This is a genomic window from Burkholderia sp. IT-111MI5 (assembly GCF_949752865.1).
Taxonomy (GTDB): Bacteria; Pseudomonadota; Gammaproteobacteria; order Burkholderiales; family Burkholderiaceae; genus Burkholderia; species Burkholderia pyrrocinia_C.
The window spans coordinates 300,250-323,705 of record NZ_CATKIF010000033.1 but is presented as its reverse complement, the minus strand read 5'-3'; the positions used below and the strand labels follow the sequence as shown (position 1 = coordinate 323,705).

The following is a 23,456-nucleotide window of genomic DNA, read 5'->3' as shown; positions in this document are numbered from 1 at the left end:
GTGCGAAGGAATGAATCGGCTTGCGGCGATGCTCATTCCGCGAGCGGCCGGTGCGCGGTCTCGCGTGCGGCGAGGAGTGCGATCGAGGTGACGACGAGCGCTGCGGTCACGTACAGCGACGCGGCCGTCGTCGTACCCGTCTGCCGGAACAGCGTGGCGATCACGAGCGGCGCGAAGCCGCCGCCGACGATGCCGGCGAGCGTGTACGCGAGCGACGAACCCGCATAGCGCACGCGCGTCGGGAACTGTTCGGTCACGAATGCGCCCTGCGGGCCATACATCACCGCATGGATCACGAGGCCGATCGCGACGGCCGCGACGATCGCACCGGGGCGCGCCGAATCGAGCATCACGAAGAACACGAACGCCCACACGACACCGGCGATCGCGCCGGCGAGATAGACGGGCCGGCGGCCGAAGCGGTCCGACAGCGCGCCGAAGAACGGCACCGCGAGCGCGTTGCAGGCCGTGCCGACCATCACGGCCGTCAGCGCGACGGGGCGCGACAGGTGCAGCACGGTCGTCACGTAGGTCAGCGTGAACACGACGATCAGCGCATACAGCACGTCCGAGCCGATCCGCGCGCCGCCCGCGATCAGCAGGCGCCGCCAGTGGTACTTCAGCACGTCGGCGACGGGCACCTCGGCGGTCGCGTGCGATTCGGCGAGTTGCTCGAACTGCGGCGTTTCGTCGACGCCGCGCCGCAGCCAGAAGCCGAACACGACGAGCAGCGCGCTGGCCGCGAACGGCACGCGCCAGCCCCACGACAGGAAGTTCGCGGACGTGGTCGACAGCGTCACGAGCGCGATGCAGCCGGTGCCGAGCAGCGTGCCGAACGACGGGCCCATCTGCGTCCACGACGCGGACAGCCCGCGCCGGTTCTGGTCGCCATGCTCGACCGACAGCAGCACCGCGCCGGCCCATTCGCCGCCGAGCGCGACGCCCTGCACGAAGCGCAGCGCGACGAGCAGGATCGGGCTCAGGATGCCGGCCTGCGCATAGGTCGGCAGCGCGCCCATCAGCGCGGTCGTCACGCCCATCAGCACCAGCGTGAGCATCAGCACCGCGCGGCGGCCGATACGGTCGCCGAGATTGCCGAACACGAAGCCGCCGAGCGGGCGCGACACATAGCCGACCGCATAGGTCGAGAACGCGAGGATCGTGCCGGCCAGCGGATCGACCGACGGGAAGAACAGGTGGTTGAAGACGAGCGCGGCGAGCGTGTTGTAGATCGTGAAGTCGTACCACTCGAGCGACGTGCCGATCATGCTCGCGGTCGCGAGTCGGCTGGTGCGGACGCGGCGGGGCACGTGGGCGGCGGGCTGGGCGAGAGTGCTCATGGGTTCGGGCCTGTCGTGACGGAGAACGGGATCAAGCGCGGGGCCGACGCGTCGGCCGCGTGCGGGTGCTGGTGCGGCGCGGCCGGCGTCGGCGTTCAGGCAGGCAGCGCGGCGGCGGCCGGCTCTGCTTCTGCTTCGGCGTCGCGGCGCGCAACCTGCAGCGGCGCGGCGGCGCGCCACAGCAGGTCGAAGGTGCGTACGTCGTCGTGCCCGGCGAGTGCGGCGGCCACGCGGCGCGGCGCGGCCGCGTCGCTGCCTTCGATCAGCACGAGCGCGTCGGCGGCCGGGCGGGCGGCCGCATCGGCGCCGATCGGCGCGGACAGGTCGGGCGCGGTGCAGAAGAGTCGCGCCGCGTGAATGCCCGGTTCCTGCATGGCGGCGTCGAAGCGCTCGCGCAGTTGCGGCACGTCGATGCGTTCCGGCGGCAGCACGAACAGCGCGAGTTGCGCGCCTTCGCCGTCGCCGGCCTCGATCGTCAGTTCGCCGACGCGCCGCTGCGTGCCCGTCATGCGTTCGAAGTTCGCGAGCGACCACGCGGTCTGCTGCGTGAACGCGCGCCGGTAGGCGTCGCTGCGGAACACGTCGAGCGTGTCCGTCACGTACAGCGCGAGGTACTGGCGCGGGCCGCCGTCGGTCGCGCGAAAGCGCCGCGCATGCGTGAAGCCGGGAATCGCGACACGTTCCTGCATGTGTTCGCGGTCGTACCACGCGTTGAAGTCGGCTTCGTGCGCGGGGTCGATATCCGTCCAGACGCAAAGCTGGCCGTGCGGAAGGGGAAGACGGGTCATCGCGGGGTTCCTCGTGACGGGGGATGTCAGGAACCGCAGTGTCCCGAAGACGGGCCGCGCCCGTCCAACAAGAAAACAAATTCGCGGTGAACAGGTTTTCTTATGAGCGGCGCGGGCGGCGTTTGGCCGGGGCGGCGGCGGGCGGCGCGGATTTCGCCGTGCGCTTCGCAGTTGCCTTGGCATTTTTCTTTGTTTTGGCCGTCGTACGGGCGGGCGATGCGTCGACGGGTTCGGGGCTGGCCGCTGCAGCCGGTTTCGCGATGCTCGCGGCGGCCGGCATCGCGCGCGCGATCTCGCTCGCCAGTTCCGCGATGCGTGCGGCGACCGGCAGGCCCTGGCTGCGGTATGTTGCGACGAGCGGCAGCGCGGGGAATTCGGGTTCGACGTCGAGCAGTTCGAGCGTGCCTTCGTGCAGCTCGCGACCGATGATCGCGGGCGGCAGCGCGGCCACGCCGAGGCCGTCGGCGACGAGGCGGATCATCGCGGCGACCGACGTGATGCAGTTGATGCTGGCCGGCCGCTCGACGGCCGCGAACAGCCGCTCGATCGTCGCGTGCGGCCCCGAGTGGCGCGAGAAGCTGATGATCGGAAATTCCGCGAGGCGCGCGACGTCGAGCGGCTGGCCGCCGAGCCCGAGGCGCGGGCTTGCCGCCCAGCGCACCGGGAATTCGCACAGCGGCAGGTTCGTGAAATCGGGGCCCGGCACCGGGTCGGTCTGCAGGATCAGGTCGACGCCGTCGGTGCTGAGCAGGCGAGTCAGGTGCAGCGTGGTGTCGCTCGTGATCTCGACGTCGAGCCGCGGATAGCGCTCGCGCAGTTGCGCCATCAGCGCCGGAAACCAGCTGTGCACGATCGATTCGATCACGCCGATCCGGATCAGGCCGGCATCGCTCGCTGCGTCGATGTCGCGCCGCATTTCGCCGTCGAGCCGCACGATCCGCTCGGCATAGGCCAGCATGCGGCGGCCCGCGGGCGTGAGCGTGGCCGAACGCGTGTTGCGGTCGAACAGGCGCACGTCGAATGCTTCTTCGAGCGACGCGATGCGGCTCGACACGGCGGCTTGCGTCGTGTGCAGTTTTTCGGCGGTCAGCCGGAAGTTTTCCAGCTTCGCGAGCCAGACGAAGGTTTCAAGAAACCGGATGTTCATCGAGGTCGGAACGGTGAGGAGGCGCCGGGCGGGGCGGCAGGATCGGTCGATGGTAGCGGATTTTTGGAGCGGGAAACGAGCGGACGGTGCGATGAGCGTGCCGCAGCGGGCGTCGGAGTGCCGGAGGACGTTGCACGGAACGCCGCCCGCAGCGACGCATCACGCGGGCGGCATGCCCCCGCGCCTCAAAGCTTGTCGAACGCGAGTGTCGGCACGTCGACGACCATCGCACCGCCGTCCGCGACGAGCGTCGCACCGGTCACGAACGACGCGTCGGGCGACGCGAGGAACGCGCAGACGGCTGCGATTTCGTCCGGGTCGGCCGCGCGCCGCAATGGCACGTCGGCGCTGACGCGTGCGTAAGCACCGTCGAGCGAGTCGCCGTGCGCGGCCATCAGCGGCTCCATTTCCGCGTCGGCCATCGGCGTGCGGACCCAGCCCGGACACACGGCGTTCGCGCGCACGCCGTGCGGACCGTAGTCGCGCGCGAGCGACCGTGCGAGCCCGAGCAGCGCGTGCTTGCCGACCGTATAGCCGCATACGCCGGGCCCGGCCGCGAGCGCCGCGATCGACGCGACCAGCACGATGCTGCCGCGCTGCGCGATCAGGTCGGGCAGGCATGCACGCGCGCTGACGAACGCAGTGTCGAGGTTCGCGTGCATTGCGTCGCGCCACTGCGCGTCGCCGGTTTCATCCGCGCGGCCGACGCCGTGGCCGCCCGCGCACGCGACGAGCGCGTCGACGCGGCCGAAGCGTTCGGCGATTCGCGGCAGGAAGCCGGCCCAGTCGGCGCTGCTCGCGGCGTCGCCGGCGAGCGCGAGGCCGCCCGTCTCGGCGGCCAGCGCGTCGAGCGGCGCCTGACGCCGCCCGATCAGCACGACGCGGTCGCCGCGGCTGGCGAAGCGGCGCGCGCACGCGGCGCCGATGCCGGTGCCCGCACCGGTGATCGCGATCGTGCGGGGCTGTGGATGCGTCATGTCGTTCTCCGGAAGGGTGTCGTTTCCGGTCACTTTAGGCGGAGCGGGCGAGCGCCGGTATCAGCCGAAAGGATGAATGCGAATGAGGAATGACGGCCGGCGACGACGCGACGCCGCACGGCGAGGCGCTCGCGTTGCCGCCGTTCCGGATCCGGGGCGAGTGTGCAGCCGCCCGCCCGGTGGCGCCGACTGATATTCGGACGCCAGTCCAGTCCGGAATCCGGACGTCGGCCGGTGCGCTACCTGCCCGAAGCAACCCGCTCCATCCGATGAGCGCCCCGCCTGGCTTGGCCCGGGCGCGCCGACCGGCCGGATCCGCCGAATGGCACGGTTGTTGCCTCCTTGCAGATGAGCCGACGCCCGGGATCGAACGATGACCTCGCTCGAACCGGAACGAGGCTCATCACGACTTCAATCATTGGAGACATCACCATGGAAGGACTTTCGCAAGTCCAGGTCTTGGGCATCGACGCGGGCGGCACGATGACCGACACCTTCTTCGTGCGCGAGGACGGACGGTTTGTCGTCGGCAAGGCGCAAAGCAATCCGGAGGACGAGTCACTCGCGATCTTCAACTCGTCGCAGGACGCGCTCGCGCATTGGCAACGCGACGTCGACGACGTCTATCCGGAACTCGTCACCTGCGTGTATTCCGGCACGGCGATGCTCAACCGCGTCGTGCAGCGCAAGGGGCTCGACGTCGGGTTGCTCGTCAACAAGGGCTTCGAGCACGTGCACCTGATGGGGCGGGCGATCCAGAGCTACCTCGGGTACGCGCTCGAAGAGCGCATCCACCTGAATACGCACCGCTACGACGAGCCGCTGGTGCCGTTGTCGCGAACGCGCGGTGTCACCGAGCGTACCGATGTCCAGGGCGAGATCGTCATTCCGCTGCGGGAAAACGAGGTGCGGCAGGCCACGCGGGAGCTCGTCGCCGCCGGCGCGAAAGCGATCGTCATCTGTTTTCTCCAGTCGCACAAGAACGCGGCGAGCGAGCGCCAGGCGCGGGACATCGTGCGCGACGAGCTGGCTGCGCGCGGCGTCGATCTGCCGGTGTTCGCATCGGTCGACTACTACCCGCAGCGCAAGGAAAGCCACCGGATGAACACGACGGTGCTCGAGGCGTATGCGGCCGAGCCGTCGCGGCAGACGCTCAGGAAAGTCAGCGACCGCTTCCGCAAGCACGGCGCGAAGTTCGACCTGCGCGTGATGGCGACGCACGGCGGCACGATCAGCTGGAAAGCGAAGGAACTGGCACGCACCATCGTGTCGGGGCCGATCGGCGGCGTGATCGGCTCGAAGCTCCTCGGCGAGGCACTCGGCTACGACAACATCGCATGCTCGGACATCGGCGGCACGTCGTTCGACATGGCGCTCATCACGAAGGGCAAATTCGCGATCGCGTCCGACCCGGACATGGCGCGCCTCGTGCTGTCGCTGCCGCTCGTCACGATGGATTCGGTCGGCGCGGGCGCCGGCAGCTTCGTGCGGCTCGATCCGTACAGCGGGGCCATCAAGCTCGGACCGGACAGCGCCGGCTATCGCGTCGGCACGTGCTGGCCCGACAGCGGCCTGACGACGGTGTCCGTGTCCGATTGCCACGTCGTGCTCGGCTACCTGAACCCGGACAACTTCCTCGGCGGCCAGATCAAGCTCGACGTGAATCGCGCCCGCGAGCACATTCGCGTGCAGATCGCCGAGCCGCTCGGACTCTCCGTGGAGGATGCGGCAGCCGGCGTGATCGAGCTGCTCGACCTGCAGTTGCGCGAATACCTGCGCTCGAACGTCAGCGCGAAAGGCTACAACCCGACCGAATTCGTGTGCTTCTCGTACGGCGGCGCGGGGCCGGTTCATACATATGGCTACACCGAAGGCCTCGGCTTCAAGGATGTTGTCGTGCCGGCGTGGGCGGCGGGCTTCTCGGCATTCGGCTGCGCGTGCGCGGATTTCGAGTATCGCTACGACAAGAGCGTCGATCTCGCGCTGCCGCAGCTCGCGTCCGACGCCGAGAAGGCGCGGGCCGCGCAGACGATCCAGAAGGCATGGGCCGAACTGACCGCCAAGGTGATCGACGAGTTTCGCATCAACGGCTTCAGCGAGCGCGACGTGATCCTGCGGCCGGGCTTCCGGATGCAGTACATGGGCCAGCTCAACGACCTCGAAATCGAATCGCCGATCGCGGGCGCGTCCGGTGCGGACGACTGGGACAAGATCGTGACGGCCTTCGAAGACACCTACGGCCGCGTGTACGCGAGCTCCGCGCGCTCGCCGGAGCTGGGCTTCTCGGTCACGGGCGCGATCATGCGCGGCATGGTCGTCACGCAGAAGCCCGTCTTGCCGGAAGACCCCGTCGCCGGCCCCACGCCGCCGGCGGACGCGCGTATCGGCACGCGGCGGCTGTATCGGCACAAGCAGTGGCATGACGCGGTGATCTGGCGAATGGAGTCGCTCAAGCCGGGCAACGAGATCGCGGGGCCCGCGATCATCGAATCCGACGCGACGACGTTCGTCGTCCCGAAGGGCTTCGCCACCACGCTCGACAAGCACCGCCTCTTCCATCTCAGCGAAGTCAAGTAAGGAGACATGCGATGAACATGATGTCCAGCCAGGAAGTCGGCTTCGCCGATCTGCTGAAGAACGGCCAGACGCTCAAGCAGTTTCGCGACGGCATTCTCGAGCGCACCGCGCAAACCGGCCATTACAACGGGCTCGAACGGCTCGCGCTGCGCGAGCGCGATCCGATCCGCTACGAGAAGATGTTCTCGAAGCTGCGCGGCGGCCTGGTGCATGCGCGCGAAACGGCCAAGAAGATTGCCGCGAGCCCGATCGTCGAGCAGGAAGGGGAGCTGTGCTTCACGCTCTACAACGCCGCGGGCGACTGCGTGCTCACGTCGACCGGGATCATCATCCACGTCGGCACGATGGGCGCGGCGATCAAGTACATGATCGAGAACAACTGGGAAGCCAATCCGGGCATTCAGCCCGGCGACATGTTCACCAACAATGACTGCTCGATCGGCAACGTCCACCCGTGCGACATCGCGACGATCGTGCCGATTTTCGCGCACGGCAAGCTGGTCGGCTGGGTCGGCGGCGTCACGCACGTGATCGATACCGGCGCGGTGACGCCGGGCTCGATGTCGACGGGCCAGGTGCAGCGTTTCGGCGACGGTTACATGATCACGTGCCGCAAGACAGGGGTGAACGACACGCCGCTGCGCGACTGGCTGCACGAGAGCCAGCGATCGGTTCGCACGCCGAAGTACTGGATTCTCGACGAGCGCACGCGTATCGCCGGCTGCCACATGATTCGCGACCTGATCGAGGAAGTGATCGGCGAGGAAGGCCTCGACGCATACGAGGAATTCAGCTACGAGGTAATCGAGGAAGGACGGCGCGGCCTGCAGACGCGCATCAAGGCGATGACGCTGCCGGGCAAGTATCGCAAGGTCGCGTTCGTCGACGTGCCGTACAACCATCCGGACGTGCAGACGTCGTCGGCGTTTGCGAAGCTCGACTCGATCATGCATTCGCCGGTCGAGATGGAGATCCGCAAGGACGGCTCGTGGCGTCTCGATTTCGAAGGCGCGAGCCGCTGGGGCTGGCACTCGTACAACGCGCATCAGGTCGCGTTCACGAGCGGCATCTGGGTGATGATGACGCAGACGCTGGTGCCGACGCAGCGCATCAACGACGGCGCGTATTTCGGCACCGAATTCCACCTGCCCAAGGGCGCGTGGATGAACCCGGACGACCGCCGCACCGGACACGCTTACGCGTGGCACTTCCTGGTGTCGGGCTGGAGCGCGATGTGGCGCGCACTGTCGCAGGCGTACTTCAGCCGCGGCTATCTCGAGGAAGTCAATGCGGGGAACGCCAACACGTCGAACTGGCTGCAGGGCGGCGGGATCAACCAGGACGGCGACATCCATGCGGTGAACAGCTTCGAGGCATCGTCGTGCGGCACCGGCGCGTGCGCGATCAAGGACGGTTTGAATCACGCGGCCGCGATCTGGAACCCCGAAGGCGACATGGGCGACATCGAGATCTGGGAGATGGCCGAGCCGCTGCTGTATCTCGGCCGCAACGTGAAGTCGAATTCGGGCGGCTACGGCAAGTACCGCGGCGGGTGCGGATTCGAGACGCTGCGCATGGTCTGGAAGGCGCAGGACTGGACGATGTTCTTCATGGGCAACGGCTACATGAACAGCGACTGGGGCCTGATGGGCGGCTACCCGCCCGCCACCGGCTATCGCTTCGAGGCGCATCGCACGGGCATCAAGGAACGCATCGCGCTCGGCGAGAGCCTGCCGCTCGGCGGCGATACGAATCCGGACCTGCCGGATTACGAAAACCACCTGAACGCCGGCGCGGTCGTCAAGCGCGACCAGCAATGCATGACGACGGAGGACTGCTACAGCAACTACGATCTCTACCTGAACTACCTGCGCGGCGGCCCCGGCTTCGGCGATCCGCTCGACCGCGAGATCGACGCGATCGAGCGCGATCTCAACAACGCGGTGCTGCTGCCCGAATACGCACAGAAGGTCTATGGGGCGGTCGCGACGCGGGATGCCAACGGCATCTGGACGGTCGATTCGCAAGCGACCGCGCTTCAGCGCATCGAGATCCGCAACGCGCGTCTCGCACGCTCGCAACCGACCCGCGAATGGATGAAGGGCGAGCGCGAGCGGATCCTGCTCAAGCACGCATCGACGCAGGTGCAGCACATGTTCGCGACGAGCTTCGGCCTGTCGACGAAATTCGAGCAGCAGTTCCGCGCGTTCTGGGAGCTGCCGGATACGTGGACGCTCACCGAGGACGAGCTCGACGTGCCGACCTACGGCTCGAAATTCCGCATGGACCTGTCGAAGATGCCCGACGTCAATACGGTGGTGCTGGTCGAGGAGTAAGCCGGACCCTGCGCACTATCACCCACATGGAGGAATGGAGATGTCTAGCTACACCAAGGAACAGATCAGGAACATGGTCGACGGCAAGCTCGACTGGGAGACGACGTTGCGCATGCTGTCGATGCCGAAGGACGGCGAGCGCTTCAGGATGTATGTCGATGCGCTGCAGCAGAAGCTCGGCTGGAAGGACCGCATCGTGCTGCCGCTCGGCCCGCACCTGTATATCGTGCAGCAATGGGCGACGAAGCACTGGGTCACGCAGTGCGACTGCGGCCACGTGTTCTGCGATTACCGCGACAACTGGAAGCTGCACGCGAACATCTTCGTGCGCGAATCCGAAGAGGCGATGGACGAGGTCTATCCACGCCTGATGGCGCCCGACACGCAATGGCAGGTCTACCGCGAATACTATTGCCCGACCTGCGGCGCGATGCACGACGTCGAGGCGCCTACGCCGTGGTATCCGGTCATTCACGACTTCGAACCCGACATCGATGCGTTCTACGCGGAATGGGTGAAGCTGCCGGTTCCGGAGCGCGTGCAATGATCTGACATTTGAGGCTGCCTGCGGGCTCGGCGTTCGCCGGCCTGGTTTCGGCTTCGCTCGCGGGAAGCGTTCGATTTCCGGCCGTTCGATTTTCGAACGGCCGGTTTCTTTTCGGCCATCGGTTCCCGGCGGCGTGCCGGGCCGCGCGACGACTTGAGGGCGACCGCTTGCTGGCGCGCGCATTGCTTCCAGTGGTTTGTGTCCGGACGGCCGTCGAGGCGCCGGGACGGAGTACGATAGTCGCTACGCTCGCCGCCGGCTGCGGTCGGGCGCCCCACAAAGTCGACAAAATGGCCGCTGCGACGGCTGTGCGGTTCGTGCCGTCACGAAACCGCCAGGAGACAGACATGCAACAGAGAGGCACGCCGATGGACTGGTTTCCCAGTCCACACCATGACGCGAGCATCATGGTCGCATGGGAGCATCTGGTGACAGGCAGCGAGTGGCGTTCGCCCGACGTACGCGGCGTGGTCGACGATTCGTGGCAGCGCTGTCTCGTCAGCCGCGTCGATCCCGGCGTCGACCGCGCGCCGCCGCCGCTCGATGAAGACGGGCTTGTGCAGTGGCGCACGTCGAACCGTCGCCTCGTCGATGCCAGCCTGCCGCTGATGCAGCAGACCCGGGATTTTCTTTCGCAGACGGGCACGGTGATGCTGCTGGCCGATCCGAGCGGGATGATCCTCCAGCAGGAGGGCGACATGCGGATCGTCGAGCCTGCGCGCGAGGTCGGCCTCATTCCGGGCTGCGAGTGGACCGAGCTGAATTGCGGCACCAATGCGATCGGCACCGCGCTCGCGCTCAGGCAGCCGATCCAGATCCATGGCGCGGAGCACTTCTGCGCGGGGATCAAGCGCTGGACCTGTTCGGCGACCGTCATCCAGGATCCGCGTGACGGGCACGTCCTGGGCGTGATCGACATTTCGGGGCTCGCGCAGACCTACAACCCCTACAGCCTTGCGCTCGCGGTGTCGCTTGCGGGGCGTATCGAAAGCCGGCTCGCGAAGGATGGCATGGCGCGCCGCCTGAGCCTGCTCGACCGCTGCGCGTCACGCTTCGGTGCGTCTTCCGCCGATGCGGTGATCGTCGTCGACGAGCGCGGCCGACTCGTCAAGGCCAACGCGCAGGTCGTTCCGGTATTGCGCCGGCTCGGATTCGATATCCGGTGCGACGCGTCGTTTGCGCTGCCCGAACTCGAGCACTACGCGAGCGACGGCCGCCTGCCGGCGAGCGCGCCGGCATGGCTGCTGCGCAGCCACATCGAAACCGTGCGTGACGGCGCGGACGTGCTCGGCTACATGATCGTGACGCCGGGCATCGCGAATCCCCGCGGCGCCGTCCCGATCGCGCGCGGACGGGAACGGCACGGCGGCGAGCCGCGAGGATTCGAGCGCATCGTCGGCGACAGCGCTGCATTGCGGGAAGCCGTGAATCGTGCGCGCCAGCTCGCGCCGTCCAGGGTGCCGGTGCTGCTGCTCGGCGACACCGGCGTAGGCAAGGAGCTGTTCGCGCAGGGTATCCACCAGGCGAGCGATCGTGCCGACGGTCCGTTCGTTGCGCTCAACTGCGGCGGGTTGTCGAGAGACCTTCTTGCCAGCGAGTTGTTCGGCTACGCGGAAGGCGCATTTACCGGCGCACGCAAGTCCGGTGTGGCGGGCAAGATCGAAGCGGCCGATGGCGGCACGCTGTTTCTCGACGAGATCGGGGAAATGCCGCTCGACATCCAGCCGCACCTGCTGCGCGTGCTGGAGGAGAGCGAAATCTATCGCCTTGGCGAGAATACGCCGCGCAGGGTGAATTTCCGGCTGGTCGCGGCGACGCACCGGGATCTGAAGGACGCCGTCGCGAAAGGCCAGTTCCGGATGGATCTGTACTACCGGATCGCGGTCACGACCGTGTCGATTCCGAGCTTGCGCGAGCGTGGCGAGGACCTGCCGGCGCTGATTGCGCATTGGCTCGGGCATCTGTGCGAGTCGTATGGCCTTTCCCCGAGGTCGTTCGACGACGATGCGTATGCACGCCTGTTGCGTTATCCGTGGCCCGGCAATGTGCGCGAACTGCGGAACGCGATCGAGGGGGCACTGCTGCTGTCGGACAGCCCGGTGATCCAGGCCGACAAGCTGCCTGCCGAGATCGGCGCGGGGGCGTCGCTCGATGCGTGCGCCGCGCGGCCCGTCGACGCGCTCGCGCCGGATGCGGGCGACTCGTTGAAGATGGCCGAGGCGGAATCGATCCGCCGCGCGCTTGCGCGTCATGCCGGCAACCTGACGAAGGCGGCGAGTCAGCTCGGCATCGCGAAGAGCACGCTCTATGAAAAGATCCGCAAGTACCGCTTGCTCGACGCAGTGAGCGACGTTCGCCGGGGTCACGCGAAGTAAGTCGCGGCAGGCCTGGCCGTACGGCGGGCGTGCAAGCCCGGTGTTCCCCTGGTCATCTCGTCCTCCCGGGCCGCACGAGGCGTCATTTTGCAAAAAATGACGATGTCGCCGGCCCGGCCGCTCTATGCTCCATATTTTTGCGATAAGACGCCAAGGTCGGCAAAATGGCGCGTGCGCCAGTCTGTCATCCGGGCGCCGCGTGCGTCGTGTATCGACAGGTCTGCACAATGCTGCACGACTGACCGGGCGGTGCCACCGTGCGATAGCGCACCGGACGCTGCCCGTCGCAATGGCAATCGATCGCCTGCCGGGGCTGTCCGGTCGGCACAACGACAAGGAAGGGAGAGCCGGCAATGAGGCTGGACGACGAAAGAGAAAGCATGAACGTCGAGGACCGCCGCGGCGCCGGCGGTTTCGGCGGCGGGCGCGGCGCGACGATCGGCATCGGCACGATCGTGGTTGCGCTGGCCGCGTCGTATTTCTTCGGGATCGACCCGCGCGTGGTGCTCGAAGGCGCATCGGCGCTGCAGGGCCGCCAGCAGCAGGCGCAGCCCGCGCCGGCACAGCGCCAGGGCGCGCCGGCGAACGATCCGGGCTCGGTGTTTACGCGCAAGGTGCTCGGCAATATCGAGCGCACGTGGACGGGCGTGTTCAACACCCAGCTGCATGGGCAATACGAGCCGCCGAAACTCGTGATGTTCACGAACTCGACGCCGACCGCATGCGGCACGGGCCAGACGGCGATGGGGCCGTTCTACTGTCCGGCCGACCGCAAGGTGTATATCGATCTCGGTTTCTACGACGAACTGCGCAAGCGTTTCGGCGCGGGCGGCGATTTTGCGCAGGCTTACGTGATCGCGCACGAAGTCGGCCATCACGTGCAGAACCTGCTCGGCATTTCCGACAAGGTCGACGCGGCGCGCAGGCGTTCGAGCCAGGCGCGCGCGAACGCGCTGTCGGTGCGGATGGAACTGCAGGCCGATTGCTTCGCCGGTGTGTGGGCGAACAACGCGCAGCGTGCGAACCAGCGGCTGATGGAGCCCGGCGATTTCGAGCAGGGGCTGAAGGCGGCCGCCGCGATCGGCGACGATCGGCTGCAGCAGCAAGGGCAGGGTTATGTCGTGCCGGAAAGCTTCACGCACGGCAGCAGCGACCAGCGCGTGTACTGGCTGCGGCGCGGAATGGAAGCGGGCGAGGTGAGCGCCTGCGACACGTTCGCCGCGAACGCGCGCTGACAGAGGGCGCGCGCGCCGTCGCGCGCCCGCATCGTCCCGGCCACACCGGCCATACCGGCCGAATCCGCCAGACCGGGACGATTTGCCGATTCGTGCTCACCGGCGCTTTTCGGCGCCGGTAGGCTGGCCCGAACCTAGATGCGTTCGCCCGCCTGCCGATTCCTCCATGCCGACCCTATCCGTTCCCGCCGACCAGGACGCCGCCGACTGGCAACGCGCGCTGCGCGCGTGCGTGGACGCGTTCGACGCGTTCGCGAGCCCGTCCGCGATCGTGTTCTACCGGCTCGACCAGAGCGGCGAACCGGCCGATTTCGAGCTGTTCGGGATGCCGGAGTCGATGCATCGTACCTATGTCGCGCGCTACCGGATGCTCGATCCGTTGCATCCGTCGCGTTGCGCGGCGGGCGAGCGGGCGGTCGTCACGCTCGCTTCCCAATTGCCTGACGAAAGACGCGAGGCGTCCGCGTACTGGACCCGTTTCCTGCGCCGGCACGACGTGACCGACGTCGTCGAGATCTGGCTGCGCGACGCGGGCCGCACGGTCGGCGCGTTCTCGTTGCTGCGCTTCGAGATGGGTGAGGCGGGCGGCGGCGCGACCGGAAATAGCACGGCGGGCCGGTTCGCGCCGGGCGAGATCGATGCGCTCGCGCGGCTGCAGCCTGTCGCCGAAGCCGCGCTGAGCCCGCTGCTGCGCGCGCGGCGCGGGATTCACCGGATCGGCTGCGAGGAACGGTTGACCTACCGCGAGGAACAGATCGCGCGCCTCGTGCGCGACGGCCGCTCGAACAAGGAGATCGCGCGCGATCTCGCGCTCGGCCAACCGACCGTCAAGACGCACCTGATGCGCATGTATCGCAAGCTCGGCGTGTCGAATCGCACCGAGTTGGTCGGGGCGCTGTTCCTGTAACGCCTTCCGTTCCCGATTACGCGGTCCGTTGTTTGCGACTGCACGCGCCTCGCCAACGCGCTGCCAATTTGCGCTCACCGAGCGCGATCCGTCGTCGATACAGTGGTCCGACGCCCGCGTGCCCACGCGCACGCGGCCCAGCCATGACAATCCTCGAGACACCCATGAGCACCACGAACTTCGTCACCGTCAGCGACACCGTGCGCACCTTCGTTGCGCGCGATTTCGGCCTCTTCATCGACGGTGAAATGCAGCCCGCGCACGCGGCAGCGCGGCTCGACGTGTACGACCCCGCGACGGGCGAGCGGCTCGCAACGGTCGCGGATGCGGACGAGCACGACGTCGATCGCGCGGTCGCCAGCGCGAAGCATGCGTTCGACACGCGCGTGTGGAGCGGCCTGCGTCCGGCCGACCGCGAACGCATCCTGCTGAAACTCGCCGACCTGATCGAACGCGACGCCGAAACGCTCGCGCAGCTCGAAACGCTGAACCAGGGCAAGTCGATCCACGTGTCGCGCGCGATCGAGGTCGGCGCGAGCGTCGAATACGTGCGCTACATGGCCGGCTGGGCGACCAAGATCACCGGCCAGACGCTCGACGTGTCGATCCCGTTCCCGCCCGGCACGCGCTATACGGCCTATACGCGCAAGGAGCCCGTCGGCGTGGTCGCCGCGATCGTGCCGTGGAATTTCCCGCTGATGATCGCGGTGTGGAAGCTGATTCCCGCGCTCGCGGCCGGCTGCACGATCGTGCTGAAGCCGTCGCCGGAAACGCCGCTCACCGCGCTGCGTCTCGCCGAGCTCGCGCGCGAAGCCGGCGTGCCGCCCGGCGCGTTCAACGTCGTCACGGGCGGCCGCACCTGTGGCGCCGCGCTCGCGAGCCACCCGTCGATCGCAAAGATCTCGTTCACGGGCTCGACCGCGACCGGCAAGCTGGTCGGCGCGGCGGCCGTGCAGAACATGACGCGCTTCTCGCTCGAACTCGGCGGCAAGAACCCGATCGTGATCCTCGACGACATCGACGTCGCGCAGGCGCTCGACGGCGTCGCCGCCGGCGCGTTCTTCAACCAGGGGCAGGTGTGCGCGGCCGCGTCGCGCATCTACGTGCATCGCAGCAAGTTCGCGCAGCTCGCGGACGGCCTCGCGGGCGTCGCGCAGTCGATGAAGCTCGGCGCGGGCCTCGACACGACCGCGCAGATCAACCCGCTCGTCTCCGCGCACCATCGCGACAAGGTCGTCCAGCACATCGAAGGCGCGCGCCGCGCCGGTCTCACGTTCCTCGCGGGCGGCACGCCGGCCGACGACCTGCCCGGCTATTTCGTGAAGCCGGCCGTGATCGCCGATCCGCATCCGGACAGCGCGATCGTGCGCGACGAGGTGTTCGGCCCGGTTATCGTCGTCGTGCCGTTCGACGACGCGGCCGACGCCGTGCGCCTCGCGAACGCGTCGCCGTACGGCCTTGCCGCGAGCATCTGGAGCAACGACCTGAAGCGCGTGATGAACCTCGTGCCGCAGATCGAAGCCGGCACCGTGTGGGTGAACTGCCATATCCCGCTCGACCCGTCGATGCCGTTCGGCGGCTACAAGCAATCGGGCATCGGCCGCGAGTTCGGCCAGTACGCGATCGAAGGCTTCACCGAAACCAAATCCGTCTGCATCGCGCACTGACGCGCGGCGCGAACCACGACCCTTGACCCCGAACGACCAGGTTCAAACGATCCGACAGTGGAGACTGCAATGAGCTACAACGAAGCAAAATTCTGGCATCCGATGGTGCACCCGAACGAAATGAAGCAGCGCAAGCCGATCCGCATCGTGCGCGGCGACGGCTGCTACGTGTTCGACGAACAGGGCCGCAAGCTCGTCGACGGCGTCGCGGGCCTGTGGAACGTGAACGTCGGCCACAACCGCCAGGAAGTGAAGGACGCGATCGTGCGCCAGCTCGACGAGCTCGAATACTTCCAGCTGTTCGACGGGATCTCGCATCCGCGCGCGGAAGAGCTGTCGAAGAAGGTGATCGACATGCTCGAACCGGAAGGGATGCGCCGCGTGCTGTACAGCTCGGGCGGCTCCGACGCGATCGAGACCGCGCTGAAGATCGCGCGCCAGTACTGGAAGGTGCGAGGCCAGGCCGATCGCACGAAGTTCATCTCGCTGAAGCAGGGTTATCACGGCACGCACTTCGGCGGCGCGTCGGTGAACGGCAACACGGTGTTCCGCCGCAACTACGAGCCGAACCTGCCCGGCTGCTTCCACGTCGAGACACCGTGGCTGTACCGCAACCCGTTCACGCAGGACCCGGAGGAACTCGGCCGGATCTGCGCGGAAATGCTTGAGCGCGAGATCCAGTTCCAGAGCCCCGACACGGTCGCTGCGTTCATCGCGGAGCCGATCCAGGGCGCGGGCGGCGTGATCGTGCCGCCGGCCAACTACTGGCCGCTCGTGCGCGAGGTGTGCGATCGCTACGGCGTGCTGCTGATCGCCGATGAGGTCGTGACGGGCTTCGGCCGCAGCGGCAGCATGTTCGGCAGCCGCGGCTGGGGCGTGCGCCCGGACATCATGTGTCTCGCGAAGGGGATCTCGTCGGGCTACGTGCCGCTCGGCGCGACGGTCGTGAACGCGCGGATCGAGGACGCGTTCGCCGCGAATGCGGACTTCGGCGGCGCGATCATGCACGGCTACACGTATGCGGGCCATCCGGTCGCGTGCGCGGCCGCGATCGCGAGCCTCGACATCGTCGTCAAGGAAGACCTGCCGGCAAATGCGGCGAAGCAGGGTGCGTATCTGCTCGAGGCGCTGCGGCCGTTCGCGGAACGCTTCGCGGCGGTCGGCGAGGTGCGCGGCAAGGGGCTGATGCTCGCGCTCGACCTCGTCGCGAACAAAGAGACGCGCGAGCCGATCGACCCGCTGTCCGGTTATGCGAACGCGGTCGCGGAAGTCGCGCGAGAGAACGGCGTGCTGGTGCGGCCGGTCGGCACGAAGATCATCCTGTCGCCGCCGCTCGTGATCCAGCGCGAACAGCTCGACCGGATCGTCGACGCGCTTGCGGCGGGCTTCGAGGCCGTGCCGTTCGCGTGACGGAATGACGGCATGAGCGCGTGACAGTGTGACCGCAAACCGGCGGTGGGCAGCCTGGCCGCCGCCGGTTTGCCGATTTGCGCTATGACCGGTTTATTTTGCCTGCGTATTTTTTCGACATCGGATCAAGTGTGATCGACAGGAGACCCGGGTGCCGAAGCGCTGAAGCTCCGCCCCCGGGCCGATCGTGAAGCATTCGACTGGAGCAGGGGCCGAAGCGCCGGCACCGGTCGACAAAGGAAGGAGACAACGATGTCGGGATGGTCAGGAGTTACCGGCGCCGCGAGCGATACGTCCGCCGGCACGCCGGCCGAAGCGGGCGGCGGCACGGCGCTGAAGGCGGGCGCGGTCGGCTTTCCGACCGCGCTGGCGAGCGCCGTCGGCCTCATCATGGCAAGCCCGGTGATCCTCACCGCGACGTCGGGCTTCGGGATGGGCGGCTGGGCGTTCGCGGTCGCGATGATCATCGCGTTCGTGATGATGCAGGCGCAGGCGACCACGTTCTCGGAAGCCGCCGCGATGCTGCCGACGGCCGGCTCGGTTTACGATTACCTGTCGTGCGGGCTGGGCCGCTTCTGGGCGATCACCGGCACGATTTCCGCGTATTTCCTCGTGCACGTGTTCGCCGGTACGGCCGAGACGATCCTGAGCGGCATCATGGCGCTCGTCAATTTCGAATCGCTGAACGCCGCGTTCGAGAAGCACAACAGCTCCTGGCTCGTCGGCGTCGGCCTCGTGATCACGTTCGCGATCACCAACATCGTCGGCATCAAGGTGTTCAGCAAGCTCGAGATCGTGCTGACGGCCGGCATGTGGCTGTCGCTGATGATCTTCGGGATTCTCGGGCTCGCGGCCGCGCCGGCCGTGCATCTCGACGGCTGGTTCGGCGGCTCGGAAGTCGGCACGTCGGTGCCGGCCGTGCTGTCGCTGGTCGGGATGGCGATGTTCATGTTCGTCGGCTGCGAGTTCGTCACGCCGCTCGCGCCGGAAATGAAGGCGCCGGGCCGCACGATCCCGCGCGCGATGACGATCGGCCTCGTCGGCGTCGCGATCTGCATGTTCCTGTACGGCGCGGCGATCCGCCGCCAGGTCGCGAACGTGCCCGTGAGCCCCGACGGCCTCACGCACCTGCTCGACACGCCGGGCGCGATTCCCGCGTTCGCGCTGCAGGTGCTGGGGCCGTTCGGCCGCATCTGGTTCGGCATCGCGTTCCTGTTCGCGGGCGCCGCGACGATCAACACGCTGATGGCCGGACTGCCGCGCATCCTGTACGGGATGGCGATCGACGGCGCGCTGCCGCGCTGCTTCGCGTACCTGCATCCGCGCTTCAAGACGCCGGTGGTCGGCATCGTCGCGGCGGCCGTCGTGCCGATCTTCCATGCATGGCTGATCAACGGCAATCTCGACAGCATCCTGCACCTCGTGCTCGCCGCGACCTGCGCGTGGGGCACCGCGTACCTGCTCGTCACCGCGTCGGTCGTGATGCTGCGCATCCGCCGCCCGGACCTGCCGCGCCCGTATCGTTCGCCGCTGTTCCCGCTGCCGCAGATCGTGTCGAGCGTCGGCATCGTGCTCGCGATCTGGTACATCACGCCGCCCGGCATGAACGCGCGCGACATCTACGTGCCGTTCGGCGCGATGCTCGGGCTTACCGCGCTGTACGCGCTGTTCTGGACGCTGGTCGTGCAGCGCCGGCATCCGTTCAAGCCGGTGCCGGTCGAGGAAGTGCTGCGCAACGAGCACGTCGCGTCGTGAGGGCCGCGCTCGCTCGATGGCGCGCGGCGCCTGATGCGCCGCCGCACGGCCACCGGCCCGGCGCGATCGCCGCGCGCGTGCTCGCTGACCTGCATGCCGTGCGCGATACCGACGGTGTGGGCAGTCCGACGGTAAGGCTGCCGAACGGCGTGTGCGTAAACGTCGAAGAGCGCGTCGAGCGCCAGTTCCTGATGCATACGGTCAGCGTGAAGGTGGCGGTGACCGTATGCGGCCCGGCCGCGCAGGGCCGCGCCCGTGTGCGGCAGACCGGCTGGCTGCGCCGCACGGGTATCGACGCGGCGCCCGCGCCGGGATGCGACCCCGGATTCGTCGACACGGTGGCTGCGCTGGTCGCCGAGCCGTCGCTGGCCGACGCGCTGCGGCCGCTGCACCTGACCGACTGCGCGATCGACGCGCGCGACGGCCGCTGGACGCTCGCGATCGTGCCGTTCGGCGGCAGCGAGGTCGTGAACCGGATGCCGTCGTTTCGCCGCTACGTCCGGCTGACCGGCGAGCAGGCGGCCGCGTTGTCGGCGGCCTGTCTTGCATTCGAAACGGCACTGCGCAGGTTTTTGCGCGGGTAAGCTGTGGCGTTGCGGCGGGGCGAACGCCTCGGTCGCATCCAGGAATCAGGGTTTTACCGGAGGCGCCGATGTTGTTCCAGTCACGCTCGCACGAAGACGTACACGACCACGGGCTCGCGATCGCGGGCTGGCATCAGGTCTACCGCCAGATGACGCCGGGCCGCTTCAGGGGCACGGTCACGCAGGTGCTGTACGACGATTTCCACTTCTTCCGCGAAACGACCAACCGGCGCGTCGCGCAAACCGGGCTCGCGCCGGCCGGACGCACGTCGCTCGCGGTGCCGCTGTCCGTGCCGCTCGCGGGCACGTTCCAGGGCCAGCCGGTCGACGGTTATGCGCTGCTCGCGCTGCGCGCCGGCGAGGATTTCGAATTCCATACGCCGGAAGGGATGGGGCTCGTCGGGATCAGCGCGGCGTCCGACATGGTCGACGAGCTGTGCGAAGCCGAATTCGGCGCGGCCGGCGCGCGCAAGCTGCGGCACGTGACGCGGCTGTCCGATGAGCAGGGCGTCGCGCTCGGCGTGCGGCTGTCGTCGCTGATCGACGATGCGCAGCGCAACCCGGGCCACCTCGAATACGCGGCCACCCGCAAGATGTTCCGCGACACGATGCTCGGCATGTTCCTCGATGCGCTCGAACAGGGTATCGGCGTCGAGCGTCGCGACATCACGCATGCCACCTACAGCGATATCGTGAGCCGCTGCGAGAAGCATCTGCGCGACCGGCCCGAAGAGCCCGTCACCGTGCTCGAACTGTGCCGCGCGCTGCGCTGCAGCCGCCGTACGCTGCAAACCAGCTTCCAGCGCGTTGCCGACGTCACGCCGGTCGGTTATCTGCGCACGATCCGGCTGAACGCGGTGCGGCGCATGCTGCGCACGACGCCGGTACAGCAGCTCGGCGTCGGCGAGGCCGCCGCGAGCTGGGGTTTTACGCATCTCGGCTATTTCGCGCGCGAGTATCGCGACCTGTTCGGCGAGCTGCCCTCCCAGACGACGCGTCCCGACTGACGCACGCGCACCGCGACGATACCGTCGCGGGCAGCGCGATCCACCGTTTGCCGATTTGCGATAGAGGTCCTGAATTTTCGCTGGATAGAGTCCCGTCACCCATATCGACAACATCATCGGTTTGCACTGCGAATCGATAACACCAGAGGACGGGACATGAAGATCGGACGACGACTGGCCGCGGCCGCGGCTACGCTGGGTTGCATGCACGCGCATGCGCAGGCCTCCGGCAGCGTGACGCTGTACGGCACCGTGGACACCGGCATCATCTACTCGACGAACCAGCAGTTCACGCGCGCCGACGGCAGCACGGGCGGCGGCCATGCGTGGCAGATGGGCGGCGGCAACCTGGTGCCGTCCCGCTTCGGGTTCCAGGGCGCCGAGCCGCTCGGCGGCGGGCTCGACGCGGTGTTTACGCTCGAGCAGCAGTTCCTGTCCGCGAACGGTCAGGCGCTGCAGGGCGGCACCGCATTCAGCCGGCAGGCGTGGGTCGGGCTGCGCCAGGACGGGATCGGCACGCTCGGCCTCGGCCGGCAATACGACTCGTACACGGACATGCTGGGCGCGTATGTGTCGAGCAACAACTGGGCGACGCCGTACGGCTCGCATCTCGGCGACGTCGACAACCTGAACGCCGCGTTCAACTTCAACAACGCGGTGAAGTTCACCAGCGCCGATTTCAACGGCCTCACGTTCGGCGGTACGTTCAGCTTCGGCGGGCAGGCCGGTGATTTTTCCGCGAAGCGCGGTTATGCGGTGGCCGCGACGTACGCGCGCGCGCCGGTGGCGTTCTCGGTCGGCTACCTCGACCTGCACCAGCCTCTCGATGCGGCGCTCGGCGGCGCGAGCGGCTATATCGGCGATTTCGCGTGCAGCAATCCGGGCGCGATGTACTGCCTGCTGCAGGACGCCGGCTCGATGCGCGCGTTCGGCGCGGGCGGCTCGGTGACGTTCGGCGCGGCGACGGTTGCGCTTACCTATACGCATACGCGCCTCGGCGACAGCCGCTATTTCTCGACCGCCGCGCAGCCGCGCACGCAGGCGTTCACGTTCGACATCGGCGAGCTGAACGTCACGTACATGTTCACGCCCGCGCTGCAGGGCGGCGTCGCGTACATCTTCAACGCCGCGCATACCGACGGGCGCGGCACGACGCGTTTCCACCAGCTGAACGTCGGCACGAACTACAGCCTGTCGAAGCGCACGGCGCTGTATGCGGTCGCGATCGGCCAGATCGCGAGCGGCACGGGGCTCGGCACCGATACGAACGGCAACGCGGCGAACTACGCGCAGATTCCGGTGCTCGCGAACAGCAACTCGAGCCGGCAACTGGCGGTGATGGCCGGGATCCGCGTGAACTTCTGACGGGGCCGGGGCGGTCAGGCGGTCAGGCGGGCGGGGCGGCAGGACACGGCGGCTGTCTCTTCCGCCGTGTGCCATAAATTCTTAACGATCGGCGTGAACAATGGCGTTCGCTTCAGGCAGCCGGAAGCGTCGCCCGCGTTGCACACGTGTGCAACGCCCGGTTGTCCCGCCACCACGCCGAACGAGAGAGACCTCATGACCTTGCTGAGCCGCCTGCGCGCGCTGTCCACCGCCCTTGCGCTGTCCTTCGCCGCCACGCACGCCGTTGCCGCGGATCTCGTCATCGCAGGCCGCGACGACATCTACGGCAAGGGGCTGGCCGACGCCGTCGCCGGCTTCAACAAACTGCACCCGGGCACCGAGATCGAGCTGCTCAAGCTGCCGAACGCGAACCTGTACCAGAAGCTCAAGCTGTCGATGCGCGAAGGCACCGGCGCGTACGACCTCGTGATGATGGACGACACGTGGGCGCCCGAATTCATCGGCAACGGCTGGCTGAAGCCGCTGCCGGCGTCGCTCGCGGACGCCGATCTCGTGCCGTCCGCCGTCGCGCTCGGCCGCAACGCAGCCGGCGCGCTGTATGCGCTGCCGATCGTCGGCAACGTCGAGATGTTCGCGTACCGCAAGGACCTGCTCGCGAAATACAAGCTGCAGCCGCCGCGCAACTGGGACGACGTGCTGAAGATCGCGCAGACCGTCGGCGGCGCGGACAAGAGCGTGTCGGGCGTCGTGTTTCGCGGCACGAAGGGCAACCCGGTCGTGACGGGCTTCCTGCCGATCCTGTGGGCGTACGGCGGCGACGTGTTCGACCATGCCGGCAACGTGACGATCGATTCGCGCGAGGCGCAGGCCGCGCTGAAGACGTTCCTCGCGCTGAAGGCGTCCGCGCCGAAGGACGTCGACGTGTACGGCGCGGCGGAAGTGCGCGATGCGCTGCAGCGCGGCACGGCCGCGCAGTCGATCGAGGTGTGGCCCGCTTGGGTGCCGGCGCTCGACGATCCGAAGCAGTCGCGTGTGGTCGGGCAGATCGCGCTGCAGCCGCCGCCCGGGCAGACCGCCGGCCCGGCGCCGATGCTCGGCATCTGGCAGATGGGCATTCCGAAGGACGCGCCGCATGCGAAGCTCGCGCAGGACTTCCTGGCTTACCTGAGCTCGCGCGACACGCAGACGCGCCTCGCCGGCATCGGCATTCCGCCGACCCGCCGCAGCGTGTTCGCCGATCCGGCGCTGGTGCGCCAGTACCGCTGGTATCCCGATCAACTGAAGGCGCTCGAGGCCGGCCGTGCGCGACCGCGCGTGAAGGACTGGCAGCAGGTGGAAAGCATTCTCGGCGACCAGCTCCAGCTCGCGCTGACCGGGCAGGCTGCGCCCGACGCCGCGCTGCGCCAGGCGCAGCAGAAGATCGCACAGGCGATGGCCGCGGCCGGCAAGTGACGGCC

At 67.9% G+C, this 23,456-nt stretch carries 17 protein-coding genes; 13 read left to right on the top strand and 4 right to left on the bottom strand.

Annotated features, from left to right (window positions below; translation table 11 throughout):
* Positions 1-32 precede the first annotated feature (32 nt).
* From ACM6JT_RS23270 to ACM6JT_RS23255, 4 genes are all read right to left on the bottom strand, one after another.
* On the bottom strand, positions 33-1,340 hold the full coding sequence (locus ACM6JT_RS23270; RefSeq protein ID WP_414857398.1) for an MFS transporter: 1,308 nt from the start codon (positions 1,338-1,340) through the stop codon (positions 33-35).
* Between the two features lie 95 nt (positions 1,341-1,435).
* On the bottom strand, positions 1,436-2,128 hold the full coding sequence (locus tag ACM6JT_RS23265) for a hypothetical protein (protein ID WP_414857397.1): 693 nt from the start codon (positions 2,126-2,128) through the stop codon (positions 1,436-1,438).
* A gap of 100 nt (positions 2,129-2,228) precedes the next feature.
* Complete coding sequence (locus ACM6JT_RS23260) at positions 2,229-3,275, bottom strand: LysR family transcriptional regulator (protein WP_175747420.1); 1,047 nt, start codon at positions 3,273-3,275, stop codon at positions 2,229-2,231.
* Between the two features lie 185 nt (positions 3,276-3,460).
* Positions 3,461-4,252 (bottom strand): SDR family NAD(P)-dependent oxidoreductase, encoded by a 792-nt coding sequence (locus tag ACM6JT_RS23255; protein WP_414857396.1) that lies wholly within the window; start codon positions 4,250-4,252, stop codon positions 3,461-3,463.
* 432 nt (positions 4,253-4,684) lie between these two features.
* Between ACM6JT_RS23255 and ACM6JT_RS23250 the strand changes: the two genes are divergently transcribed.
* From ACM6JT_RS23250 to ACM6JT_RS23190, 13 genes are all read left to right on the top strand, one after another.
* Positions 4,685-6,829: a hydantoinase/oxoprolinase family protein gene (locus ACM6JT_RS23250; protein ID WP_200882397.1), complete on the top strand. Its 2,145-nt coding sequence runs from the start codon at positions 4,685-4,687 to the stop codon at positions 6,827-6,829.
* 11 nt (positions 6,830-6,840) lie between these two features.
* A complete protein-coding gene (locus ACM6JT_RS23245; protein WP_414857395.1) occupies positions 6,841-9,165 on the top strand; it encodes a hydantoinase B/oxoprolinase family protein in 2,325 nt (774 codons plus the stop codon).
* A gap of 40 nt (positions 9,166-9,205) precedes the next feature.
* On the top strand, positions 9,206-9,712 hold the full coding sequence (locus ACM6JT_RS23240) for an acetone carboxylase subunit gamma (RefSeq protein WP_414857394.1): 507 nt from the start codon (positions 9,206-9,208) through the stop codon (positions 9,710-9,712).
* Positions 9,713-10,059: 347 nt separating this feature from the next.
* On the top strand, positions 10,060-12,087 hold the full coding sequence (locus tag ACM6JT_RS23235; RefSeq protein ID WP_414857393.1) for a sigma-54-dependent Fis family transcriptional regulator: 2,028 nt from the start codon (positions 10,060-10,062) through the stop codon (positions 12,085-12,087).
* Between the two features lie 353 nt (positions 12,088-12,440).
* Entirely contained in the window at positions 12,441-13,322 is an 882-nt protein-coding gene (locus ACM6JT_RS23230; protein ID WP_034180453.1) for a neutral zinc metallopeptidase, read from the top strand.
* Positions 13,323-13,488: 166 nt separating this feature from the next.
* Entirely contained in the window at positions 13,489-14,229 is a 741-nt protein-coding gene (locus ACM6JT_RS23225; protein ID WP_414857392.1) for a response regulator transcription factor, read from the top strand.
* A gap of 164 nt (positions 14,230-14,393) precedes the next feature.
* Positions 14,394-15,896 carry an aldehyde dehydrogenase family protein gene (locus tag ACM6JT_RS23220; protein WP_414857391.1) on the top strand — a complete coding sequence of 501 codons (1,503 nt, stop codon included), beginning with the start codon at positions 14,394-14,396 and terminating at the stop codon, positions 15,894-15,896.
* Between the two features lie 69 nt (positions 15,897-15,965).
* Positions 15,966-17,306: an aspartate aminotransferase family protein gene (locus tag ACM6JT_RS23215; protein ID WP_217587776.1), complete on the top strand. Its 1,341-nt coding sequence runs from the start codon at positions 15,966-15,968 to the stop codon at positions 17,304-17,306.
* Positions 17,307-17,558: 252 nt separating this feature from the next.
* Positions 17,559-19,061: an APC family permease gene (locus tag ACM6JT_RS23210; RefSeq protein WP_414857390.1), complete on the top strand. Its 1,503-nt coding sequence runs from the start codon at positions 17,559-17,561 to the stop codon at positions 19,059-19,061.
* Positions 19,058-19,645: a DUF3156 family protein gene (locus ACM6JT_RS23205; protein WP_414857389.1), complete on the top strand. Its 588-nt coding sequence runs from the start codon at positions 19,058-19,060 to the stop codon at positions 19,643-19,645. Before ACM6JT_RS23210 ends, ACM6JT_RS23205 begins: the two co-directional genes overlap by 4 nt.
* Positions 19,646-19,713: 68 nt before the next feature.
* Positions 19,714-20,652, top strand: a complete 939-nt coding sequence (locus ACM6JT_RS23200; RefSeq protein ID WP_414857388.1) for a helix-turn-helix domain-containing protein — start codon at positions 19,714-19,716, stop codon at positions 20,650-20,652.
* Positions 20,653-20,808: 156 nt separating this feature from the next.
* Positions 20,809-22,017: a porin gene (locus ACM6JT_RS23195; protein ID WP_414857387.1), complete on the top strand. Its 1,209-nt coding sequence runs from the start codon at positions 20,809-20,811 to the stop codon at positions 22,015-22,017.
* Positions 22,018-22,212: 195 nt separating this feature from the next.
* On the top strand, positions 22,213-23,451 hold the full coding sequence (locus ACM6JT_RS23190; protein ID WP_414857386.1) for an ABC transporter substrate-binding protein: 1,239 nt from the start codon (positions 22,213-22,215) through the stop codon (positions 23,449-23,451).
* The last annotated feature ends 5 nt before the right edge of the window (positions 23,452-23,456 follow it).